The following is an 11,555-nucleotide window of genomic DNA, read 5'->3' on the forward strand; positions in this document are numbered from 1 at the left end:
CGCCGCACATAGATTGCGCGACAAGAGCATCAGGAGGCCGGATATGGCGCAGAAATCCCGCAGCATTTTCGAAGAGGTCGGCACCACCCAAAAGCAGGTCGCGGCCCCCGGTGGCATTGATGCCAAGGGGCAGGGCGCGCGTGTCGCGATCCGTGGCTGGCTGATGGTGCTGTTTGCGCTGGTGGCGATCATGATTGCTGTGGGTGGATTGACCCGTCTGACAGATTCAGGCCTGTCGATCACCGAATGGGCGCCTGTGACGGGTGCAATCCCGCCTTTGTCCGCAGAGGATTGGGCGACAGAGTTCGACAAATACAAAGAGATCCCCGAATACCAACTGCAAAACGCTGGCATGACGCTGGACGAGTTCAAGACAATCTATTGGTGGGAATGGGGTCACCGTCAGCTGGGGCGCGTCATTGGTCTTGTTTGGGCGGTCGGTTTCTTGTTCTTCCTTGTGACGCGCAAAATCCCAACCGGCTGGACCGGAAAGCTGTTCTTTGTGGGCGCTTTGGGCGGTCTGCAAGGCGCGATCGGCTGGTGGATGGTCCACAGCGGCTTGCAGGCAGGCATGCTTGATGTGGCGTCTTACCGGCTGGCCACGCATCTGGGTCTGGCCTTTGTCATCTTCGGATTTCTGGCGTGGTACATCATGGCCCTGTCACGACGCAGTGCCGATATCATGCAGGCGCGGCGCATGGGCGACAGCAAACTTGCCAGTCTGACCACTGCGCTTGTTGTAGTGGCCTTTGTGCAAATTCTGATCGGGGCTTTGGTCGCGGGGATCGACGCAGGCCGCACATACCCTGACTGGCCGCTGATGGCTGGCTCCTTTCTTCCGCCCGAGCCATTCATGCTTGAGCCTGTCTGGCGGAATTTCTTTGAAGACGAAGGTCTTGTGCAGTTCATGCACCGGATGGCGGGTTATTTCCTGTTTGCCTTCGGCTTTGTCGTTTGGCGTAACGGGCAGCGTAACGCCAACGGCCAGACGCGTTTTGCCTTTAACGCGATGATGGCGATGCTGGTGATCCAAATGCTGCTGGGGATCGTGACGGTCATGTATTCTGCGCCGTGGCAGGCCGCGATCCTGCACCAGTTTGGTGCTGTGGTGCTTTGGGTGCTGATCCTGCGCGCACGTTTCCTTGCCCGCTATCCGTATCCACAATCCGTTCGAGGGAAAATCGCATGAGCGCCTTTGATGACCTGATGCAATTCCAGCGCGAGACCGAGGCGCTGGGTCAGATTGCGGGCCGTTTGGGGTGGGATCAGGAAACCATGATGCCGGATGGCGCCGCCCCTCAACGGGCGGAGGAGCACGCCGCCATGAGCCGTGTTCTGCACGCCCGCCGCATTGACCCGCGCGTGGGCGAATGGCTGGAAAAAGCGACACCGGTCACGGAGACGGACGCAGCACAGTTGCGCCACATCCGTCGGAATTTCGAAAAAACGGCGAAGGTTCCTGCCGATCTTGCAGCGGCGATTGCCAAAACAACATCATTGGCCCACCGCACGTGGGCCAAGGCCCGCGCCGAGGAGGATGTCGCAGCGTTTCTGCCGGTCCTGTCGCAGGTCGTCGATTTGATGCGTAAAAAGGCAGTCGCTGTGTCAGACGGTGCCAACAGCTATGACGCGCTGTTGGACGACTATGAGCCCGGCATGACGGGTGAGACTTTGGCGGCCATGTTCGACGCCCTGCGCCCACGACTGGTCGCCCTGCGCGAAGCGATCCTGAGCAAGCCCGCACCGGCAGCACTCTCACAAGCGTTTGACGAGGCGGGGCAGCTTGCCCTGTCACAAAAGCTGGCGAAGGCTTTCGGGTATGACACGGACCACGGACGGATCGACAAGGCCGTGCACCCGTTTTCAAGTGGGTCGGGTCTTGATGTGCGGATCACAACGCGCACCAATCCGCTGGATCCGTTCAACTGTTTCTACTCGACGATCCACGAGGTCGGCCACGCTTGTTACGAACAAGGGATCGACCGCGACTATTTGCTGTCGCCGCTCGGGTCGGGTGTGTCGATGGGCGTGCACGAAAGCCAGAGCCGGATTTACGAAAACCAGCTTGGCCGCAGCCGCGCGTTTACCGGATGGCTTTTCGGGCAGATGCGCGATCAGTTCGGCGATTTCGGGATTGCTGATGAAGATGCGTTCTATGCCACCGTCAATCGTGTAAGTGACGGTTTCATCCGCACCGAAGCGGACGAGGTGCAGTATAACCTGCACGTGCTTCTGCGCTTTGATCTTGAGCGCGCGTTGATGGCCGGCGATCTTGCCGTGTCCGATCTGGAGGCGGCTTGGAATGACCGCTTCAAAGCGGACTTCGGTTATGCCGTCGACATGCCGTCAAATGGCGTGTTGCAGGATGTGCATTGGTCCGAAGGGCTGTTTGGCTACTTCCCGACCTATACGCTGGGCAATGTTTATGCAGGGTGCCTGAACACGGCGATGCGGTCGGCTGTCCCGTCGGTTGATGCCGATCTTGCGCGCGGTGACGCGACGACTGCCACGCAGTGGCTGCGTGAAAACGTGCAGCGCCACGGCGGCCTGCGCACCCCGCAAGACACGATCATCCACGCCACAGGTGCGGCACCGACAGAGGCGCCGCTACTGGATTATCTGGAAACCAAGTTTGGAGATATCTACGGGCTTTGACTTGCGAGGCGATCGTCAGGACCAGTCTGGCGATCGCTTTTCCAGAAATGCGTTGATGCCCTCATCGGTGTCCGGCACGGCCATGTTCTGTACCATGACGTCACCGGTGTAGGCGTAAGCCTCGTCCAGTGGCATCTGGGCCTGCGCGTAGAACGCCTGCTTTCCGATAGCCACGGCGCTTGCCAATTTGGCGGCGATGGTCGTGGCAAGGGCGCGGGTTTCGGAGCCAAGCTGATCTGATGGCACGGCCTTGTTGATCAGACCAAGCGATTGCGCCTCGGCTGCATCAATGAACCGACCCGTGGTCAGCATCTCAAACGCCGCTTTGCGCGTGATGTTGCGGGTGAGGGCCACCATCGGGGTGGAGCAGAAGAGGCCGATATTCACGCCGTTTACGCCAAACCTCGTGTCATCGGCAGCGATAGCCAGATCACAGGTGGCAACCAGCTGACACCCCGCTGCGGTGGCGATGCCGTGGACCTGCGTAATCACGGGCTGCGGGATGGATTGGATGCGCTGCATCATCGCGGCACAGCGGTCGAACAGGTCCTTGAGCGCGGCGGCACCTCCATCGGGGTTCTGACGCGCGGCCTGCATTTCACGCAGATCGTGACCGGCGCAAAACGCCTTGCCACTGCCTTGAATGATGACAGCCCGCACGTTGCGATCATCCGCGATGGCCTCTAACGACCCGTGGAGGCTGGCAATCATCGCATCCGATAGCGCGTTCAGCTTTTCAGGATGGTTCAGCGTCAGCGTGGCAATGCCGTCAACATCCTGCCGGTCCAATATTGTCATTGCGATGCCCTCATGGTCAGTTGCAACCAGATTAGGCCAGGAGATGCGCTGATGGAACCAAAGATGACCATTGCCGAGATGAATGCGTTTCTTGAGGCTGAGTTTCCACAGATTGATGGTGATTTCAGGATCGACCAGATCACGGACGATGGCTGCGATGTGACGCTGATCGTGGCAGAGCGTCACCTGCGGCCCGGAAATACGGTGTCAGGCCCTGCGATGTTCGCATTGGCGGATGTGGGCATGTATATTGCGGTGATGTCGCGCATCGGGCCAGTCGGGCTGGCGGTCACGACAAATTGCAGCATTGATTTCATGCGCAAGCCGGTGGCGGGTGTGAACCTGATCGGCAAGGCGCGCCTGCATAAGTTGGGGCGCGTGTTGGCTGTGGGCGATGTGCTGATTTATTCCGAAGGGATGGATGCACCTGTTGCGCGTGCCTCGTTGACCTATTCCATCCCGAAACACTAAAAATGGGCCGGAGATGATCCGGCCCAGTCAGGAAGATGGCAGGATGTCAGTCCTGCCAGAACGGCTTGTCCGCCTCGGTTTTCGCCGCATGGCGGGTCAGGCCGATATCGTCCAGCTCGTGCGGATCAAGCCGCGCAAGGTGACGTCGTGTGCGAAAGGCGCTCTCCCATTTCGTCACCTTGACCGCGACCGCGACGCAAAAACGGGCCAGCGTGGGAAGTTTGGCCTGCGCGTTCAGGTGGGCGATCTGCGCGGTCACAGTGGTGTGCGGCGCGTGTGACGTGGTCAGTGACATGGGACAATTCCTTTCAAATTGTATTGACACAAAGTAGCGATTTGCTATGAATTATTGATACAAACGAATAACACGAGGCGTCGAGGAAATGATTGTATCGGATACAAAGTGGACGCCAGACCTAAGCAACGCGGGGCGCTCAAAGTATAAAGCCTTGGCTGCCGCGATCCGTGAGGGAATTGTATCGGGACAATTATCATCCGGTGAGCAATTGCCTCCCGTGCGCGAACTTGCGTTTCGTGTGGGCGTCACGCCGGGCACAGTGGCGCGGGCCTATTCTGTCCTGACGGATGAGGGGCGGCTGAACGCTGGGGTCGGACGCGGCACCTTTGTCGCCAAGGCACGGGGCATCGCGCAGCCCGTGCTGGCAACACCGGATGCGCCTGTCATGCTGGACCCGGTTCTGGACCACCCCGAACAGGCTCACTTGCTGAGCCCGAAAATGCCAGAAGCCGGGCAGGGTGCGCTGATCCGTGATGCGATGACCCGCTTGGCGCAGAACATGCTTCCTGATCAGCTTTTGCGCTATCCCAGCCGCGACACCGATATTGCCGCCCGCGCAAGCTTTGCCGCGTCTGTCGCAGATGCACCGGTGGGCCCGTTTGAACTTGAAGATGTGGTGCTCGCCAACGGCGGGCAAAGCGCGATTGTGATGATCCTGCAAACCGTTCTGACCGGAACTGCGCCGGTGATTGCCGTGGACGAATTGAGCTACGGCGGCTTCCGCTCTGCCGCGATGCTGTGCCGTGCGAAGGTTGTTGGGGTGCCATGGGACAATGCAGGGCCGGTGCCGGCGGCGTTAGAGCATATGATCAAGACAGAAGGCGTGCAGGTCTTTTGCACGTCAGCCGAAGTGTGTAACCCGATCGTGCGTTCCGCGACACCTGAGCGCCGCCAAGAGATCGCGCGGATGGCAGAACGCTACGGTGTGCATATCGTAGATGATGATTGTTACCGCCTGATGCGCACCCCGCACGCAGGGCCGAGTTACCGCGCGCTGTTGCCTGATCTGGGCTGGTATGTGACCTCGCCTTCCAAGTCGATCACTGCGGCACTACGGATCGGGTTTGCGATTGCCGCACGCGGCTGGACAAGCCACCTCGTCCGCACGTCAACCTTCCAATCCTTTGGCGTGACCCGTCTGATCACCGACCTTTACGCCGATATCATGGCGCAGCCGCAGATGGATGCGGTCATGGACGGCGTGCAGGCGCGGATTGCGCAGGACGTGCGGGCTGCTGTGAATATCCTAGGGCGTTATCAGCTGACGTGGTCGGAAACGGTGCCGTTCATCTGGCTCGAATTGCCACTGGGCTGGCGCGCAGGCGAGTTTTGTCAGGCGGCAGAGGCGTCTGGCGTGCTTCTCAAGTCTGCCGATGATTTTGCCTTGCGCGACAGCCGCAGCATCCATGCTGTGCGTATTGCCTTGAACGGTCAGGTCAGTCATGAACGGTTTGCGCAGGCGATGCGAACGCTGCGTGATCTGCTTGATCACCCGCCAGAGCGGATTTCGGTGTGATTGTGGTGGGGTAAAATAATACCTTAATTGTAACCCGCTGTTTTTGCAATTCTTTTTCGTGCAAACGGTGCTTGACCGTGTATGTGACCCCTTTATAAGCCCGTTATCCGAATGACGGGCCATGCAAGGCCCCCGAACCTTTTTGGTGAGATATGAAAACCTTTTCTGCAACTCCGGCAGATATCGACAAGAAATGGATCCTGATTGATGCCGAAGGCATCGTTTTGGGCCGTCTCGCATCGATCATCGCCATGCGCTTGCGCGGTAAGCACAAGCCATCCTACACGCCGTCCATGGACATGGGCGACAACGTGATCGTCATCAACGCCGAGAAAATCCAGATGACCGGTAACAAGCGCGAAGAGCGTTACTACTGGCACACTGGCCACCCCGGCGGCATCAAGTCCAAGACCAAAGCCGACATTCTTGAGGGTGCACACCCCGAGCGCGTCGTCATGAAAGCTGTGCAGCGCATGTTGCCACGCGGTCCTTTGGCCAAGCAGCAGATGACACACCTGCGCGTTTTCGCAGGCACAGAGCACGGCATGGAAGCCCAGAAGCCAGAAGTTCTGGACGTGGCCGCCATGAACCCGAAAAACACACGCACACAGCACAAGGCCGACACGACCGGCACGCCGGGGAGCGCATAATGGCTGATCAGATCAATTCGCTCGAAGAGCTTGGTGCAGCCGCTGGCGGCATGGACCTGGCCGAGGCGCCCGTCACCGAAGAAGTGATCCAGCGCGAGCCAAAGAAAGACGAGTTCGGCCGTTCCTACGCGACTGGCAAGCGGAAAGATGCGGTTGCCCGCGTCTGGATCAAGCCGGGTTCCGGTAAGGTCACCGTGAATGGCAAAGAGATGAAAGAGTATTTTGCACGCCCCGTGCTGCAGATGATCCTTGCTCAGCCGTTTTCGGTTGCTGGCGTCACCGATCAGTTCGACGTTGTCGCAACTGTCAAAGGTGGCGGCCTGTCCGGTCAGGCCGGTGCTGTAAAGCACGGTGTGTCCAAGGCACTGCAACTGTTTGACCCAAGCCTGCGCCCTGCGCTGAAGGCTGCTGGTTTCCTCACACGCGACAGCCGCGTTGTTGAGCGTAAGAAGTACGGTAAGGCCAAAGCGCGTAAGAGCTTCCAGTTCTCCAAGCGTTAAGTTTTACGACAGTTTTGGAAAAGGGCGGTCCAGTTGGGCCGCCCTTTTTGTTTGTGGGGCAGCGGGTTAGGTTAGCGATATGTATGATCCCAAAGGCAACAGCCGCGACCGCGCGATTGATCTGGTCCAGTTCACCGAGACCGAACCGCCAGCGCATTTGGGTGGTATTGTGCATCGGTTTCTGGAACTGCGCACGACCGAACCATTGCCCGCTGACTACCGTTTTCACGCTCTTCCCGATGCCTGCACCTACATCATCTTCGACCAAAGCGACGCGCATGTCGCGGGCCTGACCAAGCTGCAAGCCTCTGCTGAAGAGCTGAACCTTGGTCGCACGTTTCATTTCATCAATATCCGATTCCTGCCTGGGGTCTGGCAGGCGGATAAAGTTCCGGTCGGATTCGGGCAGATTGATGATCACTACGCAGGGGACCTGCCGCTGATCGCCATGAACAGTGTGCTGATCAGGCAGGGGTTTGATGCCAGCCAAACGGCCTTGGTCAGCTTTGTCGATGATCTGGTGGCGCGCGGGCTTGTCGTGGCCAATCCTGTGACCGAACAAATCTTTGCCCAGATGGATGATATCTTTACCGTTGCCGACATGGCCGAGATTTGCGCGCTGTCGCCGCGACAGTTGCAGCGGAACCTCAAACGCACCACGGGCTTCACCCCGCATGATTTCTTGAAAGTTCTGCGGCTTCAGCAAGCACTGAAGGGAGAACCATCCCTGTCCTACGCCGATCAGTCGCATTTCATCCACTCGTTTCGAAAAGCCACAGGCTACACACCCGGAAAATACGCAAAAAAGTTTGATGTCTGAAATCTACAATACGGGCCGCCACTGATCGCTTAATCCTGTCTTCATCAAGACAACACATCAAAGGATAAAGCAGATGACACAGATGAACCCCGTAGGCTGGTTTGACATTTATGTTGATGATCTGGACCGCGCCGTCGCGTTTTATGAGGCGGTTTTTGATCGCAAGCTGGAGCCAATGGGCGATCCAACCGGCGAGACACAGATGATGGCCTTCGCCAGCGACATGAGCGTCTATGGCGCAGCAGGCGCGCTGACCAAAGCACCACACGCGGGCCCTGGCGTGGGGGGCACAATCATCTATTTCATGGCCGAGGACTGCGCGACAGAACAAGGCCGCGTAGAGGCCGCAGGCGGGCAGGTGATCCGGCCAAAGTTTTCGATCGGAGAGTTCGGCTTTGTGTCGATCTGCATGGATACCGAAGGCAATATGTTCGGCATGAACTCCATGGTCTGACAGAGGTTCGTAACGAGTGATCGGTTTCCGGCATGGGCAGGGCGCAAGCTTTGCCCATGCTGTGCGTTTGCGCCTTGACGATTCAATGGCTCGCGCACAATCATGACCGCTATGGCAAAAGGCGCACTCACCGCAGATCAAAAGCGCAGCATGTTGCTGCTGGCCCCGCCATTTGCCTACGCATTGCTTCTGTTGGCGGTGCCGTTGCTGGCGATTGTGTTGTTCAGTTTCTGGACGCAGGACTTCATCACGCTCGACACCACATTCACGCTCGCCAACTATCAGGAAATCGCGGAAAAGCCGATATATTTCGCGCTGTTACAGCGCTCTCTTTATGTGTCGGGCGTGGTCACTCTGGTGACGGTTCTCTTGGCCTATCCTGTGGCCTATTTCGTGTCATTCCACGTGCATCCCAGCCGGAAATCGATCTGGCTCTTCCTGATCACAATCCCGTTCTGGACCAGCTACCTGATCCGCGTGTTTTTGTGGAAGGTCATCCTTGGCTACAATGGCGTCATCAATACCGGCCTGACCCAAGCTGGGATCATTGATGAGCCGCTAACCTTCATCCTGTATAACGTGAACGCGGTCATCATCACACTGGCCCACGCCTTTGCGCCCTTTGCGATCCTGCCGATCTTCGTCGCGCTGGAAAAGATTGATCGCTCGCTGCTTGAGGCATCGCAGGACTTGGGCGAAAGTAAACTTAGCACGTTTTTCCGCGTGACTTTGCCGCTGTCGGTGCCCGGAGTGGTGGCAGCTGTGTTGATCGTGTTCATCCCGACAATCGGTGACTATGTGACACCGGAACTGATGGGTGGCGCGGGGGGCAAGCTGATCGCCAATATGATCCAGACGCAATTTCTGGCCCTGAATAACGCACCACTGGGTGCGGCCTTGGCGATTGTGGCGATGTTGTCGGTCACAGCGATCAGTCTTGTTTTTGTGTTATTGAACCGTAAATGGCTGCGAGGCCGCGCATGAGCCTGCGTTTTTATACCATCGCGTATCTGGTGTTTCTTTACGCGCCCATCATGCTACTGCCGATCTTTGCGTTCAACGACGCGACGATCATCGCGTTTCCGCTGTCCGGCTTTACGACCGACTGGTTTGGCGAGCTTATGACAACAAAAGCCCTGCATGACGCGGTTGGCAATTCACTGTTTATCGCGCTAACCACCGCCGCGCTGTCGACCTGTTTGGGCATGTGTGCCGCCCGGGCAGGGGCGATGCCGCATTTCCGGTTCAAGGCGGGGATCATGGGTTTTGTCATGCTGCCGCTGGTTCTGCCAGAGATCATTGTTGCGGTGTCGCTGCTGGTGGTGGCGGTGCAGATCCTCGGGTTGGGCCTGTCGAACTGGACAATCATTGCGGCTCACACGCTGATTTGCACGCCGTTTTCCATTGCGATACTGAACGGCGCGTTCCAGAACCTTGATCCATCACTGGAAGAGGCGGCACTTGATCTGGGCGAAAGCCGCTGGTCGGCGTTCTGGTCGGTCATCTTTCCGCTGGTCATGCCAGGCGTGATCTCATCGTTCCTCATCGCCTTCACCATATCGCTGGACGAGTTCATCATCGCCTTCTTCCTCACAGGCGCGAATCCGACGATGCCCGTCTATATCTGGAGCCTGCTGCGCTTTCCCGCATCACTGCCCGTTGTCATGGCACTAGGGACAATCCTTGTGGCGCTTTCGATCCTTCTTTTGACCATTGCTGAAATCCTGCGCCGCCGCGGCATCGCCAAAGCCGGCGGCAAGGATACAGGGGGCTTTTTGTGAAACCGCTTATCGAACTCACAGGCGTTCAGAAATTCTATGGCGACTATCACGCGCTGCGCGATATCGATCTGACGATCAACGAGGGCGAGTTTTTCTCGCTTCTGGGGCCGTCGGGTTGTGGCAAGACCACGCTTTTGCGAACCATCGCTGGCTTTGAAGGCGTGTCTGAGGGCAGCGTCATGATCGGCGGCAAAGACATGGACGGTGTATCGGCCAACCTGCGCCCCACGAACATGGTGTTTCAAAGCTATGCGATTTTCCCGCATTTGACGGTGGCGGAAAACGTGGCCTTCGGACTGCGCAAACGCAAGGATATCGCCAAGTCGGACCGTCCGGCGATGGTGGAAGACGCGCTCAAGATGGTCGGGCTCGCAGGTTATGGCGACAGGGCCGCACATGCACTGTCAGGCGGGCAGCGGCAGCGGGTCGCATTGGCCCGCGCATTGATCCTGAAACCTAAGGTGCTCTTGCTGGATGAGCCGTTGTCGGCGCTGGACAAAAAGATGCGCGAACAGATGCAGGTGGAATTGATCCGCCTCCAGCGTCACGTGGGAATCACGTTCATTCTGGTCACCCACGATCAGGAAGAGGCATTGGTGATGTCGGACCGGATCGCGGTGATGTTCGAGGGCGAGATCGGACAGCTTGATGATCCCGAGACATTATATCGACGCCCGAAGTCCAAACGTGTGGCTGAATTTATCGGCAAGATGAATTTCCTACCGGCTGAGGTGACCAGCGCATCCGATGTGATCGCGCTGGATGTGGCAGGGCTTGGAAAATGTGAAGTCCCGCAAGAGCAGGCGCCGGGAGGTGCAACTGTAGGATCAGGTGTGGTGGGTATCAGGCCGGAATCATTGGGAATTCTGTTTGAGGGCGAAACCACAGACCGGCAGTTGGTGGATGCTGTCGTGGACGAGGTCGTCTATTACGGCGACATGACCTACTACGATGTGCGGATCGCCGGCGTTGAAGAGCCGATCACCATTTCCATGAAGAATATGATCGGGCGTCCCGTCTTGGACAAAGACGACCAGACCCAAGTGATCTGGGACGCGCGCGCGCTTGTCGTGATGCCCTAAAACGCGATTGCGTAGCGGATGGAAAGCGTTTCCAGACCGGGGTTCAGGTTCTGGGTGTCCGCGTTTGACCTGTGATCGTAAAGCACACTGACGGTCGCGCCATTGCCCAACGCATATCCAATGCCAAAGGCCGAACGAAATTGCATGGCGCCGCCGATGTCCGGCCCGTCACCGGCAAAATAGATGCCGGGCATCAGCGATGTTTCAACGAATAGCGGACCCGCAGTCAGAATGTCGTTCGACGTCCACTTCGCACCGACGCCCAACCATGTGTCGCCTGTATCAGTCACGGAAATCGCCATAGTTGGCTGGAACGGACCGTAGGTGCGGCCCATGTCGTAGCCTGCGTAAATCTCGGTGCCGATGAAGTCTTCCTGAAACTCGGTGGCGCCTGTCTGGAACGATAAACGCTGGACTGTGCGACCTTCGACTAAACACCCTGTTGGGCAATCGTTCAGCGCCATATCTGCTAAACTGGTCAGGGCAAAAATGACCGCGAGCGTTCCGTCCATCCGTGATTTTCCGTCAAT

At 57.9% G+C, this 11,555-nt stretch carries 14 protein-coding genes; 11 read left to right on the forward strand and 3 right to left on the reverse strand.

The features are described from left to right. The first annotated feature begins 43 nt into the window (after positions 1-43). Both ctaA and V8J84_RS13420 read left to right on the forward strand, forming a co-directional pair. On the forward strand, positions 44-1,189 hold the full coding sequence (ctaA, locus tag V8J84_RS13415) for a heme A synthase (protein WP_339931958.1): 1,146 nt from the start codon (positions 44-46) through the stop codon (positions 1,187-1,189). After that, on the forward strand, positions 1,186-2,655 hold the full coding sequence (locus V8J84_RS13420; protein WP_339931960.1) for a carboxypeptidase M32: 1,470 nt from the start codon (positions 1,186-1,188) through the stop codon (positions 2,653-2,655). Before ctaA ends, V8J84_RS13420 begins: the two co-directional genes overlap by 4 nt. Positions 2,656-2,670: 15 nt before the next feature. On the opposite strand, the gene V8J84_RS13425 is transcribed toward V8J84_RS13420, so the two are convergent. Next, on the reverse strand, positions 2,671-3,453 hold the full coding sequence (locus V8J84_RS13425) for an enoyl-CoA hydratase (RefSeq protein WP_339931962.1): 783 nt from the start codon (positions 3,451-3,453) through the stop codon (positions 2,671-2,673). Between the two features lie 51 nt (positions 3,454-3,504). Here V8J84_RS13425 and V8J84_RS13430 point away from each other — a divergent pair, with 51 nt between their 5' ends. Then, positions 3,505-3,924, forward strand: coding sequence for a PaaI family thioesterase (locus V8J84_RS13430; protein ID WP_339931964.1), 420 nt, complete (start codon positions 3,505-3,507; stop codon positions 3,922-3,924). Between the two features lie 46 nt (positions 3,925-3,970). Here the strand turns inward: V8J84_RS13430 and V8J84_RS13435 are convergent, their stop codons facing one another. Next, on the reverse strand, positions 3,971-4,219 hold the full coding sequence (locus V8J84_RS13435; protein ID WP_339931966.1) for a DUF1127 domain-containing protein: 249 nt from the start codon (positions 4,217-4,219) through the stop codon (positions 3,971-3,973). A gap of 88 nt (positions 4,220-4,307) precedes the next feature. Between V8J84_RS13435 and V8J84_RS13440 the strand changes: the two genes are divergently transcribed. The 8 genes from V8J84_RS13440 to V8J84_RS13475 all read left to right on the forward strand — a co-directional run bounded on the left by V8J84_RS13440 (position 4,308) and on the right by V8J84_RS13475 (position 11,025). Continuing rightward, complete coding sequence (locus tag V8J84_RS13440) at positions 4,308-5,738, forward strand: aminotransferase-like domain-containing protein (protein ID WP_339931968.1); 1,431 nt, start codon at positions 4,308-4,310, stop codon at positions 5,736-5,738. Positions 5,739-5,890: 152 nt separating this feature from the next. Further along, positions 5,891-6,388: a 50S ribosomal protein L13 gene (gene rplM, locus V8J84_RS13445; protein WP_339931970.1), complete on the forward strand. Its 498-nt coding sequence runs from the start codon at positions 5,891-5,893 to the stop codon at positions 6,386-6,388. Then, a complete protein-coding gene (rpsI, locus tag V8J84_RS13450) occupies positions 6,388-6,888 on the forward strand; it encodes a 30S ribosomal protein S9 (RefSeq protein WP_339931972.1) in 501 nt (166 codons plus the stop codon). Before rplM ends, rpsI begins: the two co-directional genes overlap by 1 nt. A 79-nt stretch (positions 6,889-6,967) precedes the next feature. Next, positions 6,968-7,708: a helix-turn-helix domain-containing protein gene (locus V8J84_RS13455; protein WP_339931974.1), complete on the forward strand. Its 741-nt coding sequence runs from the start codon at positions 6,968-6,970 to the stop codon at positions 7,706-7,708. A gap of 73 nt (positions 7,709-7,781) precedes the next feature. Continuing rightward, positions 7,782-8,162 (forward strand): VOC family protein, encoded by a 381-nt coding sequence (locus V8J84_RS13460; protein WP_339931976.1) that lies wholly within the window; start codon positions 7,782-7,784, stop codon positions 8,160-8,162. A 111-nt stretch (positions 8,163-8,273) separates the two neighbouring features. After that, positions 8,274-9,146, forward strand: a complete 873-nt coding sequence (locus V8J84_RS13465) for an ABC transporter permease (protein WP_339932072.1) — start codon at positions 8,274-8,276, stop codon at positions 9,144-9,146. Beyond that, positions 9,143-9,943, forward strand: a complete 801-nt coding sequence (locus V8J84_RS13470) for an ABC transporter permease (protein WP_339931978.1) — start codon at positions 9,143-9,145, stop codon at positions 9,941-9,943. Before V8J84_RS13465 ends, V8J84_RS13470 begins: the two co-directional genes overlap by 4 nt. Further along, entirely contained in the window at positions 9,940-11,025 is a 1,086-nt protein-coding gene (locus V8J84_RS13475) for an ABC transporter ATP-binding protein (protein ID WP_339931980.1), read from the forward strand. Before V8J84_RS13470 ends, V8J84_RS13475 begins: the two co-directional genes overlap by 4 nt. Here V8J84_RS13475 and V8J84_RS13480 read toward each other — a convergent pair. Further along, a complete protein-coding gene (locus tag V8J84_RS13480) occupies positions 11,022-11,537 on the reverse strand; it encodes an acyloxyacyl hydrolase (RefSeq protein WP_339931982.1) in 516 nt (171 codons plus the stop codon). The genes V8J84_RS13475 and V8J84_RS13480 overlap by 4 nt on opposite strands. Positions 11,538-11,555 lie beyond the last annotated feature (18 nt).

It is taken from the genome of Yoonia sp. 208BN28-4, assembly GCF_037543925.1.
Lineage (GTDB): Bacteria > Pseudomonadota > Alphaproteobacteria > Rhodobacterales > Rhodobacteraceae > Yoonia.

Coding starts and splice junctions, on each gene's coding strand:
- V8J84_RS13480 (WP_339931982.1), bottom strand. CDS start 11,537: ATGGACGGAACGCTCGCGGTCATTTTTGCCCTGACCAGTTTAGCAGAT.
- V8J84_RS13455 (WP_339931974.1), top strand. CDS start 6,968: ATGTATGATCCCAAAGGCAACAGCCGCGACCGCGCGATTGATCTGGTC.
- rplM (WP_339931970.1), top strand. CDS start 5,891: ATGAAAACCTTTTCTGCAACTCCGGCAGATATCGACAAGAAATGGATC.
- V8J84_RS13420 (WP_339931960.1), top strand. CDS start 1,186: ATGAGCGCCTTTGATGACCTGATGCAATTCCAGCGCGAGACCGAGGCG.
- V8J84_RS13465 (WP_339932072.1), top strand. CDS start 8,274: ATGGCAAAAGGCGCACTCACCGCAGATCAAAAGCGCAGCATGTTGCTG.
- V8J84_RS13430 (WP_339931964.1), top strand. CDS start 3,505: ATGGAACCAAAGATGACCATTGCCGAGATGAATGCGTTTCTTGAGGCT.
- V8J84_RS13470 (WP_339931978.1), top strand. CDS start 9,143: ATGAGCCTGCGTTTTTATACCATCGCGTATCTGGTGTTTCTTTACGCG.
- ctaA (WP_339931958.1), top strand. CDS start 44: ATGGCGCAGAAATCCCGCAGCATTTTCGAAGAGGTCGGCACCACCCAA.
- V8J84_RS13440 (WP_339931968.1), top strand. CDS start 4,308: ATGATTGTATCGGATACAAAGTGGACGCCAGACCTAAGCAACGCGGGG.
- rpsI (WP_339931972.1), top strand. CDS start 6,388: ATGGCTGATCAGATCAATTCGCTCGAAGAGCTTGGTGCAGCCGCTGGC.
- V8J84_RS13460 (WP_339931976.1), top strand. CDS start 7,782: ATGACACAGATGAACCCCGTAGGCTGGTTTGACATTTATGTTGATGAT.
- V8J84_RS13435 (WP_339931966.1), bottom strand. CDS start 4,219: ATGTCACTGACCACGTCACACGCGCCGCACACCACTGTGACCGCGCAG.
- V8J84_RS13425 (WP_339931962.1), bottom strand. CDS start 3,453: ATGACAATATTGGACCGGCAGGATGTTGACGGCATTGCCACGCTGACG.